At 62.6% G+C, this 15,672-nt stretch carries 13 protein-coding genes; 3 read left to right on the forward strand and 10 right to left on the reverse strand.

All coding sequences use genetic code 11. From position 1 onward, the window contains the following. Positions 1–6 precede the first annotated feature (6 nt). Entirely contained in the window at positions 7–384 is a 378-nt protein-coding gene (locus K0V07_RS11255; RefSeq protein ID WP_220621489.1) for a NifB/NifX family molybdenum-iron cluster-binding protein, read from the reverse strand. Positions 385–494: 110 nt separating this feature from the next. Between K0V07_RS11255 and K0V07_RS11260 the strand changes: the two genes are divergently transcribed. Beyond that, on the forward strand, positions 495–788 hold the full coding sequence (locus tag K0V07_RS11260; protein WP_220621490.1) for a DUF134 domain-containing protein: 294 nt from the start codon (positions 495–497) through the stop codon (positions 786–788). 29 nt (positions 789–817) lie between these two features. Here K0V07_RS11260 and hemG read toward each other — a convergent pair whose 3' ends face one another. From hemG to K0V07_RS11295, 7 genes are all read right to left on the reverse strand, one after another. Beyond that, the gene (gene hemG / locus K0V07_RS11265; RefSeq protein WP_220621491.1) at positions 818–2,173 is read right to left on the reverse strand and encodes a protoporphyrinogen oxidase; all 1,356 of its coding nucleotides are present in this window, start codon (positions 2,171–2,173) and stop codon (positions 818–820) included. 72 nt (positions 2,174–2,245) lie between these two features. Then, on the reverse strand, positions 2,246–3,610 hold the full coding sequence (hemN, locus tag K0V07_RS11270; protein ID WP_220621492.1) for an oxygen-independent coproporphyrinogen III oxidase: 1,365 nt from the start codon (positions 3,608–3,610) through the stop codon (positions 2,246–2,248). After that, entirely contained in the window at positions 3,607–4,632 is a 1,026-nt protein-coding gene (gene hemE, locus K0V07_RS11275) for a uroporphyrinogen decarboxylase (RefSeq protein WP_220621493.1), read from the reverse strand. Before hemE ends, hemN begins: the two co-directional genes overlap by 4 nt. A 177-nt stretch (positions 4,633–4,809) precedes the next feature. Further along, positions 4,810–5,727, reverse strand: coding sequence for an oxygen-dependent coproporphyrinogen oxidase (hemF, locus tag K0V07_RS11280; protein ID WP_220621494.1), 918 nt, complete (start codon positions 5,725–5,727; stop codon positions 4,810–4,812). A gap of 70 nt (positions 5,728–5,797) precedes the next feature. After that, complete coding sequence (budA, locus tag K0V07_RS11285; protein WP_220621495.1) at positions 5,798–6,580, reverse strand: acetolactate decarboxylase; 783 nt, start codon at positions 6,578–6,580, stop codon at positions 5,798–5,800. Positions 6,581–6,682: 102 nt separating this feature from the next. Next, positions 6,683–9,277: a DNA mismatch repair protein MutS gene (mutS, locus tag K0V07_RS11290; RefSeq protein ID WP_220621496.1), complete on the reverse strand. Its 2,595-nt coding sequence runs from the start codon at positions 9,275–9,277 to the stop codon at positions 6,683–6,685. Between the two features lie 202 nt (positions 9,278–9,479). Continuing rightward, positions 9,480–10,574 (reverse strand): SGNH/GDSL hydrolase family protein, encoded by a 1,095-nt coding sequence (locus K0V07_RS11295; protein WP_220621497.1) that lies wholly within the window; start codon positions 10,572–10,574, stop codon positions 9,480–9,482. Between the two features lie 199 nt (positions 10,575–10,773). Here K0V07_RS11295 and K0V07_RS11300 point away from each other — a divergent pair, with 199 nt between their 5' ends. Further along, positions 10,774–12,711: a glycosyltransferase family 39 protein gene (locus K0V07_RS11300; protein ID WP_220621498.1), complete on the forward strand. Its 1,938-nt coding sequence runs from the start codon at positions 10,774–10,776 to the stop codon at positions 12,709–12,711. A gap of 72 nt (positions 12,712–12,783) precedes the next feature. On the opposite strand, the gene K0V07_RS11305 is transcribed toward K0V07_RS11300, so the two are convergent. Together K0V07_RS11305 and K0V07_RS11310 are read right to left on the reverse strand one after the other, a co-directional pair. Next, on the reverse strand, positions 12,784–13,482 hold the full coding sequence (locus tag K0V07_RS11305; RefSeq protein ID WP_220621499.1) for a phosphatase PAP2 family protein: 699 nt from the start codon (positions 13,480–13,482) through the stop codon (positions 12,784–12,786). Next, positions 13,479–14,450 (reverse strand): CPBP family intramembrane glutamic endopeptidase, encoded by a 972-nt coding sequence (locus K0V07_RS11310; RefSeq protein WP_220621500.1) that lies wholly within the window; start codon positions 14,448–14,450, stop codon positions 13,479–13,481. The genes K0V07_RS11305 and K0V07_RS11310 overlap by 4 nt, the downstream gene beginning before the upstream one ends. 358 nt (positions 14,451–14,808) lie before the next feature. On the opposite strand from K0V07_RS11310, the gene K0V07_RS11315 reads away from it, so the two are divergent. Next, entirely contained in the window at positions 14,809–15,606 is a 798-nt protein-coding gene (locus K0V07_RS11315) for an alpha/beta fold hydrolase (RefSeq protein ID WP_220621501.1), read from the forward strand. Positions 15,607–15,672: the final 66 nt, after the last annotated feature.

The following is a 15,672-nucleotide window of genomic DNA, read 5'->3' on the forward strand; positions in this document are numbered from 1 at the left end:
AGGGGATCAGTGGCAGTGGTCGCTGCCCTCGTCGTGGTGGCCATGGCACAGGCCATCCTCGCCCATATGGGCCAGCTCGCGGGCGTTGAAGGCGGCCAAGGCCTCATCAACGGTCTCGCACGCGGTCTGAAAGACCTCGACGCCCAGCTCGCGCAGGCGGAAGAACGCCCCGCGTCCGAGCCCCTGGCAGACGACCGCCTGGATATTGTGCTGGCTGATCACATCAACCGGCGTGCACTCGCCGTGCTCGCAGCTCGACTTTTCGCAGAATTGGATGATGTCACCGGCGTCGCTGACGACGAGGTGGGCGGGAGCCTGACCAAAGTGCGGCGAAACCGTGCTGAGCAGACCGTTGTTTTCGAGGACCGGCAAACAGATGTTCATGGCTTTAAACTTGCTAGTTGTGGGTATATGCTCATAACTGCGCCCCATGCTCCCGTCAAGCGATTAACTTATGCTTGCGGTGATTTTCATCAGTCGATCTTTTCCCAGCCATGCGCCCGAAGAAACAACGCTGCATCCGCTGCGAGCTCACGGCTACGGTCTTCAAGCCGCGCGGCGTGCCCACCTGCGAGCTGCAGATGGTCGTGCTGGAGCCGGATGAGCTGGAGGCGCTGCGGCTGGCAGATGTCGAGCGGCTCCACCACGAGGAGGCGGGTGCCCGCATGGGGATTTCGCGCGCGACGTTTGGCCGCATCCTTGAGCGCGCCCGTGGTAAGACCGCCCTTGCGCTGATCGAGGGGCACGCCATCCAGACCAGCGAAGCCCCGGCCGAGCACAGCTCTTAACCCTTGCCCGTCGCCCTGAACGCGGTGGCTTACTGACCCTTGGCAATGTCTTGCCCCAGCTTGAGGCCGTTGGCGAGGCATTGACCGACCGCGATGCCGCCCCGGTAGTTCCCGCACAGGTGCAGGCCAGGGTTTTCGGCTTCGGCCTTTTCGATCATGGCCAGAAAGTCTCCGTGCCCGACATTGTACTGCGGGATGGCCTTGCGCCAGAGGGTGCGCTGGACGAAGGCCGGATCCCCGCTGGCCCCGATCAGGGTCGCCAGGTCGGCCTTGGCGATCTCCAGGTGCTCCTCCTCGCTCAGCGTGGCCAGCGCAGGCTGGCGCATACCACCGATAAAGGCCGTCAGCAGCACATGCCCCTCGGGAGCGCGGTCGGCATACATGGACGAGGGGAAGAGCACGCCAAGCAGCTTGCGGCCCTCTACGCCGGGGACGAGCGCCCCGAAGCCGTCCAGCGGGTGCTGGACCTGCTCGCGGCGGTAGCCCAGCGAGAGCGAGGCCAGAGGCGGGTAGGGGATCTCGTGCAGGTCGTAAAGGGTCTCGCGCAAAGGCTCCGGCAGGGGCAGGTCGCGAACGGCGTAGGCGGGCACGGCGATGATGAGGGCATCCGCCCCCGTACTGTGTTGCTCGCCGTTGACCTCCCAGCTGACTTCCCAGCGGTCCTGCCGGGCGATCCCTGTCACCGTGGCATTGAGGGTGAGCCCCTCGCCGAGTTGGGCAGCCAGCTTGTCGGTCAGGCTCTGCATCCCGTTGCGAAAAGTGCCCATAATCGGACGAAAGCTTCCCGCGGGCTTGTTCTTCATGGCCTTAAAAGCTCCTTTGATCAGCGAGCCATACTGGTGCTCTATTTCGTGAATCTTCGGAAAGGCGTGCTTCGCGGAGAGGCGCTTTGGGTCGCCCGCGTAGATACCGGACACCATCGGCTCGGCCACAAAGTCCAGGACCTCCGGGCCAAGGCGACGCTGGACGAAGCTGGCCAGCGACTCCTCGGTCAGGTTGGCAGGCTTCTTCACAAAGGGTTCCTTCAGGACGCGGAGCTTGGCACCGGCCGAGAGCAGAGGGGTCTTGATGGCCTTCATGGGGCCGGCAGGGGCGGGGACCAGTTCGCCGTCTTTGCAGATGTAGCGGTTCTTCGCAGCGTTACCGGGCAGCATCAGCTCATCGGCCAGCCCGATCTCACCCATAAACATCGCGGTCTGGATATCCTTGACCATGATTGAGTTCGGGCCGGTCTCGACCAGGTAGCCGTCTTTGCGGACCGTGTGGACACATCCACCGGTATGGTCGTTTTTCTCCAGCACGCGCACGTCGTATCCGGCTTTCTTCAGACTGACGGCGGCGGAGAGGCCGGTGATCCCGGCTCCGATGACAACGGCTGACTTCATAGGCGCAGAACTTTAGTCAAAGTTCCGCCCGATGGGAAGCCTCGCCTTACGCCGATCAGCGGAAATGCTCTGCTAGACGGTTTTTGAGTAGCGGTTCTCGTTGCTCTGGATTGCCGGGTCAAAGCACATGGCGAGGTTACGGATAAAGAAGCGGCCTGTATCGGTCACGCGCAGGCCCGTGGGCTGAAGCTCCACGAGTCCGTCTGCAGCCATCGTGTCCAGCTCGCGCAGGGCGGGAGCAAACTTCTCCCGAAAGTCGATACCGTGGCGTTCACTGATGGCGGTGAAGTCCAGGGCCATGTCGCACATCAGGCGGGTGATGACCTCGCGGCGCAGTTTGTCCTCACCGGTCAGGATGTAGCCGCGCTCCAGCGGCAGTTTCCCCTCGGCCAGATGTGCCCGGTAGTCGTCGAGGGCTTTGACGTTCTGGCGGTAGCTGTCGGCGGTCTGCGAAATAGATGAGATGCCAAACCCGCAGATGTCCAGTCCGGCCCGTGTGCTGTAGCCCTGGAAGTTCCGCTGAAGTGTGCCCGCACGCTGGGCCACGGCCAGCTCGTCGTCAGCGCGGGCGAAGTGGTCCATGCCGATGTAAACGTAACCGGCCTCGGTCAGCGTCTCCACGATCAGGCGCAGCAGGGCGAGCTTGGTCTGCGGTGTGGGTAGCCCGGCCTTTTCGAGGATCTTCTGGGCGGGCTTGATCCAGGGCACGTGCGCGTAGTTAAAGATCGCGAAGCGCTCCGGCTCCAGTGCGAGCACCTCGTCGAGGGTCTTTTTAAAGGAATCGGGACTCTGGCGCGGCAGGCCATAGACGAGGTCGATGTTGAGCGAGGTAAACCCCGTCTCGCGCAGAAAGGCGACGCACTGGCGGTTCGTCTCCGGGGACTGGATGCGGTGGATCGCCTCCTGCACCTGCGGGTCGCAGTCCTGCACGCCAAAGGAGGCTCGACGCACGCCCATACGCGCGAATGCCTCGACGTGCTCGCGGGTGAGACGGCGCGGGTCCAGCTCTACGCTGCACTCGGCCTGCTCCTCAAAGGTGAAATGCTGCCTCAGCAGCGTGCCGAGCCGGTCAAGCTGCGCGGGGGTGAAAAAGTTTGGCGTGCCGCCGCCGAAGTGTAGCTGTGCGGCCCGGCGGCCGGGCTTGAGCAGGGGTGTGAAGAGCGCGATCTCCTTTTCCAGCTCGTCAATATAGGCGTCGGCGCGATCATGATTCGTCGTGGTGATCGTGTGGCAGCCACAGAACCAGCACAGGCTCTCGCAGAAAGGCAGATGCAGGTAGAGCGAGAGCGGGCCCTCCCCGGCGCGGACTTCCTCCAGCAGGCTCTCCTGTGGCACCTCCGCCGAGAAATGTGTGGCGGGCGGGTAGGAGGTATAGCGCGGGCCTGGCCGGTTGTATTTGGCGATCAGGTCGTCGGCGGGAAAAGCGGTTGGATTCATGAGAAGTTCTTAACAGTCTCGACCAGTGCGGCCACGTTTTCAACCTTTGCCTGCGGGTGGATGCCGTGTCCGAGATTAAATATGTAGCCACCCTGGTCGCGCATGGATGTAAGCAGCTCGGTGACGGCGTCCACGGTCGCCTCAGGTGTGGTGTCGAGGATGGCCGGATCGAGGTTGCCCTGGAGGGCGGGAGGACTCTGCAAGCCCTCGCGGTAGCGCGGCAGGTCCACGGTCCAGTCCAGACTCAGCACGCGTGCGCCGCTGGAGAGCAGCGCCTCGCGCTCGTGCGCGCGGCCCTTGGCGTAGAGGACGACGGGGAAGTCCTTAGGCAGGCTTTCGATCAGGCGTCGTATCCATTTTATCGATACGTCCTCGTAGCTGTCCTCGGGCGCGATGGCAGCCCAGCTGTCAAAGATCTGAATGGCGTCAACTCCTGCCTCGATCTGCATGCGGAAGTACTCACCGAGGGCGGCGCAGAGCTTTTTCATCAGCAGCGCGAACAGCGCAGGCTCTTCCTTTAAAAATGCCAGCAGGCGCGGGAAGCCCTCGGCAGAGCCGCCCTGAACCATGTACGCGGCGAGTGTCCACGGCGAGCCCCCGAAGCCCAGCAGCGCGTGCTGCTCGCCCAGCTCTCGCCGGGTGAGGCGAAGGGCCTGAGGGACGTAGTCCAGGTGCTCGCGCACGGCCTCGGGGGTGAGGGCCTCGATCTGCGCGGCGGTCTCCAGTGCGTAGTCCATGCCGATGCCGCCCTGATCACGAAAGTGGTAGGGCTGGCCCATGGCCTCGGGGATGACGAGGATGTCCGAGAAAATAATGGCCGCGTCAAAGCCGTAGCGCCGGATCGGCTGGAGCGTGACCTCCGTGGCCAGCTCGGGGGTCTTGGCCAGGGTGAGAAAGTCGTGCTTCTCCTTCAGGGCGCGGTACTCGGGCAGGTAGCGCCCGGCCTGGCGCATCAGCCACATCGGCGGGCGATCAAGGACATCACCACGCACGGCGGCTAGAAATCTTTCACGGGAAGTCATGTTTATCGGGGAAAAGAATACAATAGGGATATAAATATTTTAACCGCTAAGAGCGCTAAGAACGCAAAGAAAACTGTGTAGCTATTCGACTGCAGTAACCCTTTGCGCTCTTTGCGTCCTTTGTGGTTAAAAGCATAAAATCATGTGTGCTTTTGTTTGAGAAGACAGAGAGGTCTTTTAGACAGCCAGCCAGTCGCGGGGCTTGAGGAAGTTCTCCACCAGGTCGGCCTCGGGGGAGCCGGGCTCGGGGCGGTGGTCATACTCCCAGCGGACCTGCGGGGGCAGGGACATGAGGATCGACTCAGTGCGGCCGCCGGACTGGAGCCCGAAGTGTGTGCCGCGATCATAGACGAGGTTAAACTCCGCGTAGCGGCCCCGGCGGATGAGCTGCCAGGTGCGTTCGCGTGCGGTGTAGGGCGTCTCTTTGCGGCGGGCGAGGATCGGGATATAGGCGGTCAGGTAGCCTTCTCCGACAGCTTTGGCAAAGTCGAAGCTGCGCTCAAAGCCGGCCTCGTTATAGTCGTCAAAGAAGAGCCCTCCGATGCCGCGGGTCTCGCCCCGGTGCTTGATATAAAAGTAGCGGTCGCACCAGTCTTTGAAGGTCGTGTAGAGCCCCTGGCCGAAAGGCTCGCAGGCGTCACGGGCACACTGGTGCCAGTGCTGGGCATCCTCGGTAAACCCATAGTGAGGCGTCAGGTCAAAGCCCCCTCCGAACCACCACACGGGCTCCTCGTCGGGCTGACCGGCGCTGAGGAAGCGCACGTTCATGTGCGAGGTGGGGGCGTAGGGATTACGCGGGTGAACCACGAGCGAGATCCCCATGGCGCGAAAGGGCTTACCGGCCAGGGCAGGGCGGCGCTCGGTGGCTGATCCGGGGAGCGTCTTCCCGCGCACGTCGGAGAAGTTGACCCCGGCTTTTTCCAGCACCGGTCCCTCGGCCAGCACGCGGGACTGCCCGCCGCCGCCTTCCGGGCGCTCCCAGACATCTGTCTGAAAATGCGCGCTGCCGTCCTCGGCCTCAAGCGCGGTGCAGATACGCTCCTGCAGGTCGAGCAGCCAGCGGCGTACGGAGTCGGGATCGGGAGAGGGATTCACAGGCGCTAGGCAAACCGGCACATGCGACCGGGGCAAGCTTTCTCAGGTCTTTAAAGCGTAGCCGGTGCAATCACGGGTGGTGGTGCGGGACGCCCTGGTACTCCTCGATCTTCGTACGGATTTCGGCCCGGTCCAGACTCAGGTCGGCCTGGTAAAAGGCGGGCTCACGCGGCAGAATGACATCGAAGCCCATGAGCTCCATCACAGAGACGTTGATCGTGCCAATCTTAAAATCCAGCACGTGGCCACCGCGGGTTTTATCCTTGGACAGAAAATGCATATGCCAGCCACTGACGTTGATGCCCTCGATGTACTTGGGGCACCAGAAGCCGATCATCGTCCCCTCAACATTATCCCAGGTAAACATCGACTGAGTCTCAGTGATCTCACTGATCGAAGCGGAGGGATCGCTCAGCTTACGCGGGACACGGGCCTTGAGCTCGGCGAAGGTGCCCTCGATCTTGATCGCGTAGATGGTGTTCTTGATCTTAAACATCCGGTCCTCAATCATTTTGCGGACCGCCTCGCCCTCGGAGGGGCCTTCCAGCTTGGCAGACTTTCCAGAGTCGAAGTTACACACCGCGACAAAGGGAATCTTCATGTCGTCGGTTGCGGGCACGGGGTTACCGAGGGCGCGGATGTGCGTGACCTCCCCGTCGAGCATGAACAGCTCGCCATCGACCTGGTTAAATGTACCCAGCCCGAAGTCGCCCATCTTCTTCAGTTCGCCGACCGTCAGCTCGCCGTTGTAGGTGCCCGCGAGAAAGGCGTCGATGGTCGAGTACTGCGTCATCCGCGACTCATCGAGCGGAGAGAAGTTTACCAAGAGGGCCAGTGCGAGCAGAGCTTTCATAAGTTGCGACTAATAAGGTGTTTTCACTTATATGCAAGCACGGGCGACTGGTGCTGATGGGTGCTGCGCAGTTCCTGCCACCGCGCATCACTCCCGAAAAACCTAGAACAGGTCGAGCTGTCCGCCACCGGGTTCATCCGTTTCGGGTGGGGGAGACTTGCGGCGGGCTTTGGGGCTTTTGCTGGGCTTGGGCGGTGAGCTCGGCTCACGCAGGGACTGCTGGAGGGTGTTACCCTCGGCCTCCAGCTCGGAGAGGATGGTGCGGGCGCGTCCGATGACCTTGTCCGGCAGTCCGGCCAGCCGGGCGACCTGGATGCCGTAGCTGCGGTCGGCTGCGCCCTCGACCACGGTATGCAGGAAGCGGATCTCGTCGGCCCACTCCTTGACCGAGACCGAGTAGTTGCGCAGGCGGGGCAGGGTGCGCTCCAGCTGCGTGATCTCGTGGTAGTGCGTGGCAAAAAGCGTGCGCGGGCCTTCCTCGCCCTCGCCGTGGAGGAACTCGATCACGGCCCAGGCAATGCTGAGCCCGTCATAGGTGCTGGTGCCGCGGCCGATCTCGTCCAGGATGATCAGGCTGCGGGCGGTAGCGTTATTGAGGATGTTGGCCGTCTCGTTCATCTCGACCATGAAGGTCGAGTTGCCGCGGGCCAGCTCGTCACTGGCGCCGACGCGGGAAAACACGCGGTCCACCAGCCCCAGCTTGCAGGAGGCAGCGGGCACCCATGAGCCGACCTGCGCCATGAGTGCGATGAGCGAGACCTGGCGAATAAAGGTGGACTTACCGGCCATATTGGGGCCGGTGATGAGGCCGATCTGCTCCTCGGAGGCGGAGAGGCGGGTATCGTTGGGGACAAAGCTCTGGGTCGTGGCAAAGCCGCGCAGGTCGGCCTTGAGCATCTGCTCGACGACGGGGTGGCGTCCCTGCTTGATGTCCAGCAGGTCGCCCTCGTCCAGCTCGGGACGGCAGTAGTCCCACTCGCGCGCGAGCTGCGCCCAGCCGACGAACAGGTCGATCTCGGCCAGGGCGAGGCCGGTGGCGGCCAGCGCGTCGGACTCCTCCAGGATGCGCTCAACGACTTCCTTGAAAAGCTCCTCCTCGCGGGCGAGTGCCTTCTCCTCGGCGTGGACGATTTCTTTCTCCTTCTGGCGCAGCTCCTCGGTCACAAAGCGCTCGGCGTTGACCATCGTCTGCCGGCGGATATAGTGCTCGGGCACGTTGCCGAGGTTGGACTTGGTCACCTCGATGAAGTACCCGAAAGCGCCGTTGTACTTGACCTTGAGGTTCTTGATCCCGGTCTTTTCCTGCTCGCCGCGTTCGAGGTCGCTGATCCAGGTCTTGTTGTCGGTGGTCAGGCCGCGCAGGCGGTCCAGCTCGGCATCGAAGCCATTGCGGACAATGCCGCCGTCGGAGAGGTTACCGGGTAGCTCGTCGTTGAGGGAAACTGAAAGAAAGCTGCGCAGCTCGTCAAAGGAGCCGACGGCCTCACGCAGGGCGGCAGCGGGGGAGTCCGCGTCGAGCTTGGAAAGATACTCGCGGATGGAGGGGAGCTGATCCAGCGTATCGCGGACGCCACCCAGCTCGCGCGGGTTGCGGAGGCGGTTCTGGAGGCGGCCGAGGATGCGGGCAATGTCGCGCACCTGCTTGAGGCTTTCCTGGAGCTGGGCGGCTACGCCGGGGGCCTCCATAAAGGCCTGTACGCTTAACTGGCGGCGCGAAAGTTCCTCCAGATCAAGAATGGGGGCGGCCAGCCACTGCTCCAGCAGGCGGGCTCCAGCGGCGGTCACGGTGCGGTCCATCGCGCCCAGCAGCGAGCCCTTGCGGGTGCCCTGGGCGGATTTGAAGACCTCCAGATTGCGCATCGTAGCCGGGTCGAGCAGCAGCGTGCCACCGCTGCGGTACTCGCGGATGCGGCGCAGGTTCTGCGGCGTCGAGCAGAGATTGTCCGTAGCGTAGGTGACGAGTGCCCCTGCCGCGCCAAGCGCCGGGTGGCTCTTATCCAGCCCGAAGCCAGCGAGATTGTGCACGCCGAGAGTCTGGATGACGACGCGCGCGCCGTCTTCGCCCTCAAACTGGTAGTCGGGCACGTAGGTGACGGGGTGTTCCAGACAGAAACGGTCGAACTGCTCGTGCCAGTCCTGCAAGTCCTCGCGGTGCGCCCAGCCGGGTGAAATCGTTTCCGGCAGGACAATCTCGCGCGGGTCTATCGCGTTGAAAATCGGGAGCAGACGGCGCGGGTCCTCGTCACTGGCGAGCTGAAAGTCACCCGTCGAAAGGTCGAGCCATGCGGCGTGAAAGCCCTTCTTCGTCGAGGTGAGCGCGAGCAGGTAGTGGTTCTTGTGGGCGTCGAGCTGGTTTTCCTCCAGCAGCGTGCCGGGAGTGAGAATCTGCGTCAGGGCGCGCTTGACGAGCTTACCGGGCTGGGGCGTCTCGATCTGGTCGACGATGGCGACCTTCTTGCCCGCGGCCAGCAGCTTGGGCAGGTACGAGTCCTTGGCGTGGTAGGGGATGCCGGCCATCGGGTAGTTGCTGCGCTTGGTCAGGGTGATACCCAGCAGGCGTGCGCCCTCCTCGGCGTCGCCATGGAACATCTCATAAAAATCCCCCAGCCGAAACAGTAGCAGCGCATCCTCGGGAATCTCCTCCCGGTAGCGCCAGTACTGCTGCATCATCGGGGTCTCTTTCGCAGCTTTGGCCATAGTCGATTAAAAGCCCGCGAGTATCGGCCAGCCCCCGCACCCCTGCCAACAAAAAATTTGCCGCGCGTGCCGGGTTGCACTTTCGATGCTGCGCATCGTGTCAGCGATCACGTGTCCAAGGCCAATGCCCCGTCGGGGCAGCGAACGCAGTGAGCGATGGGGCAGGGCCCCATCATTGCCAGCGGGTGCAACCCGCCCGCCGTTACCAGCCGGTTTGCTGGCGGATGTGGTCGGTGAGGATCTCCGCGTTACGGTGGTGGTGCTTGACGCGCGGGTGCTTGCTGAAGCCATCGAAGGGGAAGAAGCAGACCGAGACGTTTTTATCCCCGGCGGCATTCATCTGGGCCACCGCCTCCTCGATGTAGCCGGGCCAGGGGCTACCCTCGCGGGTGGCATCCATCGAGCCCAGCGCGCAGACGATGTGGGCCTGCGGGTACTCCTTGCGAATGGAGCCGACGAAGTCCTTGTACGCCTGGACAATGGCCTCGGGGCCGGGGGCTGTGCCCGGCTCCATGCGGGCGAGCAGCCAGCTGTCGTTCTGGAAAAGGTTGATCACGACGACGTCGGGGGTCCACTGGGTGAAGTCCCAGCGGCTGGACGGGTCGTTCGGGTCGAGCCGGTTGTAGAGCTCGGGCATGACGAGCGGGTACCAGCTCTTGATGATGCCAATGCCGCTGCGGGAAATACAGCGGTAGTCGGCGTCAAGATTACGGGCTGTCATGGCCCCGTAGGCCAGGTAGTTGTCCTTCTCATCGATATTACCGTCCTTGGCATTATCGGGGGCGAGGTTACCCATGCCGCAGGTGATGGAGTCGCCAAAGAACTCGATGCGCCGGGAGGGGGCCGGGGCAGGGGGTAGCATCTTGGCGCCTTCGGGCAGGTCGATGCCCTCAAAGAGGGTCGTGCCCTGCGTGTACTCGGTGCGCTTAAAGACCGTGACGCGGCTGGTGGTAGTCGGGAGGTTGACCTCGTAGCTGTGCTTGCCTTTGACGCAGTCGATGACCTGCATGTTCGCTTCGTCGCCGTTGACGATGACGTCGAAGTAATTCTGCCCCTTGCTGTCGTCGAGGATCAGCCTCAGCGAGGAGGCGTCCTCTACGCCAAACTCCACATAGGTGCCCGACCACATGATGGCGGGGGCCTGCGGGTCACCGGCGTCCACGCGGCCATAGTAGGTGAAGCCCGGATCGTTGGCGGGGATGACCTCGGCGAAGAGTGCCGGAGAGGCCAGAGCGATAAAGAGGCCGACCAGGCAGGTTTTAAAGGCAGTGCGGGTGGTGGATGCGCGTGCGAACATAGCGTTAATTGGGTAAGTATCCATCCAGCCTGAGGGCCTGCGTCGAAGCAAGGTCAAAGGCCAAAAACTCGTTCAGTAGCGGCATTGAAAGACTGCTCTTCGGGGGTCGGGTGTGCTGCTGGGCAGCAGGCGGGCTGACAGCATGCCTTTTTGCTGGAAGTTTGCGCGGGGATGGGTGAGCATGCGCGTTTTTATCCCCTTGAAAAAGTTTATCCGCAAATTCGCCGACGAAGCCTTCCTGAAACGCTGGGCCTGGCTGCTGTTACTCGTCATCGCCGCACTGACCCTGACCGGGGGCACGGCCACCCTCCCGCTGATTGACCGCGACGAGCCACGCTTTGCCGAGGCTACGATCGAGATGATGCAGACCGACCAGTGGGTGATCCCGTATTTCAACGGCGAGTACCGCTTCGACAAGCCGCCGCTGACCTACTGGTGGATGCGCGTCAACTACTGGATCTTCGGGACGACCGAGTTTGCCGCCCGTCTGCACTCCATGCTCGCGGGCTACCTGTGCGCACTGGCGATCTTTGGCTTCGGGACGCGCCTCTATGATGCCCGCGCGGGGCTGCTGGCCGGGCTCGGCTGGCTGACCTGCTTGCAGGTCATGATCCACTCGCGCATGTCCGTCGCGGACATGCCCATGGTGCTCGCGGTTATCCTCGTCCAGTGGGCTGCCTGGGAACTTTTGATGAGGGGCTCCGCCCCTATGGAGCCAAAAGGCTCCTACCCCCGGAAGGTCACGGACATAGAGAAGAAAGAGGGGGCGACCCCGGATGCGAGCGAAAGCATCAAAGAGGGGGCAGCGAACGCAGTGAGCGATGGGGGAGCCGTCCCCCATCAATGCCAGCGAAGGCACTTCGCCGCCGGGTGGTTTTGGATGCTGTGGCTGGGGATGGCGATGGGCTTTCTAGCCAAGGGGCCGATCGTGTTCTTTGTGCCACTGCTGGCCTGGCTGCTGTGGCGCTGGGTGTTCTGGCGTGGCCACAAACAAAAGTGGGGGCGCCTGCACTACGTGACCGGATCGCTGATTTTTCTCGTCGTCATCGGCCTGTGGGGGATTCCCGCGCTGATGGAGACGCATGGCCTGTTTTGGGACAAGGGCATGGGCGAGCACGTCGTCGAGCGGGGCTTCAAATCCTTTAACGACCGCCTCACATTGCCTTTTTATTACCCGCTGACCGCCTTTATCAGCCTGATGCCGTGGGTGGCCTTTGCCTGGTGGGGCGTGGTCAAGGTCCGTCGTAACTGGGACGGACGGGCGGCCTACCTGCTGAGCTGGCTTGTCGCGCCCTTTATCATCTTCACTTTTTATGCCACGCAGTTGCCGCACTACACGATGCCGGGCTTCGCGGCGTTTTTCCTGCTGCTCTTCAGCCCGGCGCAAAATGCCTTCAAGACCGGCCGTGGGGAGAAAATCTTCTACTGGTGCGTAAACGGTATCTGGCTGATCGTACTGGCAGCCATCGCCTACGTGCTGTTTTCCCAGAAATTTTTCGGCCCCGCTGCTCCGCTGCGGCTGGTGCTGGCAGGGGCAGCCGTCGTCTGGCTGGGTCTGCTGGGGATCGGTTTCAGCTTCCGCAAGCCCAGTATCGGACAGATGGTCTTCGCGCTCTTCGCAATCTGGATTGGTACGCACGCCATGGCCATCGGGCTGCGGGCGGCGGCACCGGCACCGGGCTTGACTCAGGTCTTTGCCCAAGCCCCGGCGGACACCCAGTGGCGCGCCGTCATCTATCAGGAGCCGAGCCTCGTCTTTTATAGCGGGGAAAGTTATCTCAACGACAAGATCGTACCGGTAGATGACGATACGAAACCGCCTGCCGCCCTGAAACGCTGGAAAGAGTACGGCAGCGTTGACCAAATCCTGACCGAGGAGGCGTTCCGCGAAGAGGCCATGCAGCCCACCGGGACGATCGGACTTGTCCGCGAATGGCGTCTGGAGGACTTTGCCAAGACCCTGATCGGGCAGCCATTGGTCGCCGGTAAGGACTACGAAGCCGACTGGGACAAGCTTGGGTTCGCTCCCGAGGATGCCCTCTATATGCGCGGGATCAACTTCGCGCGCATGTCCTGGATCGAGCTGATCATCCTGCGTCCGGAGGCTAAGGCAAGCACCTCTTCGGAGACGGAGTAAACCGTTCGCTGCCGCGCAACGATTACCCACCGCTGCACGCAGTGTGTGTCGAGCGCTTCTGTGGCTGAGGGCTTACGACTTCGTCTTGCGTGTCTTGCGGTAGGCTGCCCCGAAGACCACTCCGAAGGCTACACCCAGGCCGATACCGCCTACGATGTCGGCGGGGTGGTGACGGTTGAGCTGCATGCGTGACCATGAGATGCCACCGGCTACCGGGTAGGCGATCAGCCCCGCCGGTGGGCAGACAAAGGTGACCGCGGTCGCACTGGCAAAGGCCGTTGTCGTGTGCCCGGAGGGGAAGCTGTGGTACCCGTGCTTGAACTCCAGCAGGTACATGCCGTCGGGCACGTTTTCACTCGGGCGGGGGCGTCCGAAGGCCGGACGCAGGACGTTGACGGCGATGCCGCCCCACAGGGCCGCGAAGAAGACAACGAGCATGATGCGTTGCCAGCGTTTGCTTTTAAAGATGATCGCCAGCGGCAGGCCGATCACGAAGACGATGACGTTGATCTTGAAAAAATCGCCCCAGTAGCTGAGCGCGCGTGCCACCTTCTGGATGGGGGTAAAGGTCCACGGATCGGTCGTGGTAATGTACTCGGGCTGGCGGATGTCGCTCAGCCAGGCTTTGTCGTGGGGCAGGATCAGCGCGACTGCGCCCAGGGTGACAACGAGCCCGACCAGAAACCACGGCCAGCGGCGCTTGAAGGTGCGCCAGGCTCCGGTGTGAAGTTCACGCGTGAGCACCCACAGCTGTTTGAAAATGGCTTTCATGATTCAGGGAGAGAGGATTTACGGGGGGCAAGTATCGCCCATGCACACAGCGCGGCCAGCGGCAGCAGGGGCAGCAGCCCGTCGAGCATGGTCTGTGAGCCCCACAGCCACTTGGCTTCCCCGACGGGAATCTCGATGAACTTCGTGTACACGGCCCGGAAGCAGACCCATCCCGCGTGGACGCCGACGCAGGGCCACAGCGTCCCGCTGCGCAGAAACAGCAGGTTCAGAAAGGCTCCGGCTGCGAAGAGGTTGGCGAACTTCCACCAGTCCGGCTCCAGAATAAACCCGACAGCGACCTGCCAGCAGACCTCGAAGCCGCTCCACCAGTGCACGCCCTGACCCTCCGGCCAGGAGACATGCTTGAAGTGGACGTAGGCGAAAAACAGCGCCGCCAGCGCAACGGCAGGGCCGGGCCGCAGGGCAGTATAAAAGAGCCGGAAAATCAACCCGCGAAAGAGCATCTCCTCCAGCAGGGCGACGACCAGTCCCGCCACCAGCCCGAGGGCGAGCTTCTCCAGCAGATAGCCGGTGCTAAACTGGTCGCTGACGCGAGCACCGACCACGGCCCACTGCACGAGGGCGACCGCACCGAGCATCAGCATGCCAGCCAGCCACCACGTGGCCAGCGGCAGCAGCCCCCGCTTTGGCTCGGTGTAGCCCAGCCGCCGAAAAGAAAACAGACCCGTCCACCGAAACAGCCACGGCAGCAGCAGCACGACGGGCAGCCAGCGTACGCGGTCAAAGTACCGCGGGAAATCCTCCGGAGCCATCCGGGAGGAGAGCCATCCGGGGATAGTGTCGGGAGAGGAGGTCGCCCAGGCCTTGACCGCAAAGTAGATCAGCGGGCTCACCACAGCGGCAAAGACCATCGCCCCGAAAAAGATCAGGGCCAGCGCCGCCACGCCTTTCCAACTGGTGCGGTCTTCGCTCAGGCCGAAGAGGATGAAGGGGCGTTCGCGTTGCATGTCGGTCGTTAGGGGGCGCTTACGGTGAAAGCGATCATGCTGCCGTTTCACCCGGCGAGTGCAAGGACTGAAAATATAAAGGGGCAGCGAACGCAGTGAGCGGCAGGACATGGTCCTGCGCCTGTGGTGCTCCGCACCACCGATGCCGCCGCCAACGCGGCGGCATGGGCAACGGCGTTTGACGCCAACTCAAACGAACTCTGTTCGCCGCACATAGGCTGACGGCGAACTCTGTAGGCAAATTGGAATTGACTGCGAGCGATGGGGCAGAGCCCCATCAATGCCAACGGGGCGCAACCCGTGGTCACGCACCTGATTGACATCCTGCGTTTGCACAACTATTGTCGGCTTTCCACACATGAAACTCGCATACCGTTACTTTGGGGGGGAGGGGAATGCGCCGCTTATTATACTGCACGGCTTGCTCGGTTCCTCCCGCAATTGGATCACCATCGGCAAGGCTCTGGCCTCCCAATACGAAGTCTTTGCGCTGGACCTGCGCAACCACGGGGACTCGCCGCACGACAGCCAGAGCGGCTTTGACGACATGGCGGCCGATGTGGAGGACTTTCTGGAGCAGCAAGGGCTGAAAAGCGCCCACATCCTCGGGCATAGCCTGGGTGGAAAGGTCGCCATGCACCTGGCTGTGGCTGACCCCGCCCGCGTTGATAGCCTGACGGTGGTAGACATCGCCCCGAAAAGCTATCCGCCGTACCATATCGATGACTTCGAGGGCATGCGCGCGCTCGATCTCGATGCGCTCACCACCCGCAAGGAGGCGGACACCTTTCTGAAAGGTCCGGTGCCGGACTTTGGCCAGCGGCAGTTTCTGCTGACTAATCTCAAGCGTGACGGGGACGGTAAGTTTAAATGGGGCGTCAATCTGGAGGTCCTGTATCAAAACCTCGATACACTTCGACAGAACTCCCTGCCCGACGGCGAGACCTACACGGGTCCGACGCTGTTTGTCCTCGGCGAGCATTCGAAGTTCGTGCGTACGACCGACCATGAAGCCATTCGCCGATTTTTTCCGAAGGCGCAGATACGGACGGTCGCTGACTCCGGGCACAACCCCCACACCGAGCAGCCCCAGGCCTTTCTCGCCATCATGGAGGATTTCTTCAGCAGCTTGGTCAAGGACAAGGTCCTGCCTTAGAGCACTTGGCCACGCCCTGTGACATCGCGGATCGTCTGTGCGATTCGGGGTCGCTTTTTCGCGTCG

Origin of the sequence: Ruficoccus sp. ZRK36, assembly GCF_019603315.1 — a bacterium.
In the GTDB taxonomy this organism is placed as follows: domain Bacteria; phylum Verrucomicrobiota; class Verrucomicrobiia; order Opitutales; family Cerasicoccaceae; genus Ruficoccus.

What these genes read in the sequence shown, in the direction of transcription:
- K0V07_RS11255 (WP_220621489.1), bottom strand. Translation starts at nt 384, where the DNA reads ATGAACATCTGTTTGCCGGTCCTCGAAAACAACGGTCTGCTCAGCACG.
- K0V07_RS11260 (WP_220621490.1), top strand. Translation starts at nt 495, where the DNA reads ATGCGCCCGAAGAAACAACGCTGCATCCGCTGCGAGCTCACGGCTACG.
- hemG (WP_220621491.1), bottom strand. Translation starts at nt 2,173, where the DNA reads ATGAAGTCAGCCGTTGTCATCGGAGCCGGGATCACCGGCCTCTCCGCC.
- hemN (WP_220621492.1), bottom strand. Translation starts at nt 3,610, where the DNA reads ATGAATCCAACCGCTTTTCCCGCCGACGACCTGATCGCCAAATACAAC.
- hemE (WP_220621493.1), bottom strand. Translation starts at nt 4,632, where the DNA reads ATGACTTCCCGTGAAAGATTTCTAGCCGCCGTGCGTGGTGATGTCCTT.
- budA (WP_220621495.1), bottom strand. Translation starts at nt 6,580, where the DNA reads ATGAAAGCTCTGCTCGCACTGGCCCTCTTGGTAAACTTCTCTCCGCTC.
- mutS (WP_220621496.1), bottom strand. Translation starts at nt 9,277, where the DNA reads ATGGCCAAAGCTGCGAAAGAGACCCCGATGATGCAGCAGTACTGGCGC.
- K0V07_RS11295 (WP_220621497.1), bottom strand. Translation starts at nt 10,574, where the DNA reads ATGTTCGCACGCGCATCCACCACCCGCACTGCCTTTAAAACCTGCCTG.
- K0V07_RS11305 (WP_220621499.1), bottom strand. Translation starts at nt 13,482, where the DNA reads ATGAAAGCCATTTTCAAACAGCTGTGGGTGCTCACGCGTGAACTTCAC.
- K0V07_RS11310 (WP_220621500.1), bottom strand. Translation starts at nt 14,450, where the DNA reads ATGCAACGCGAACGCCCCTTCATCCTCTTCGGCCTGAGCGAAGACCGC.
- K0V07_RS11315 (WP_220621501.1), top strand. Translation starts at nt 14,809, where the DNA reads ATGAAACTCGCATACCGTTACTTTGGGGGGGAGGGGAATGCGCCGCTT.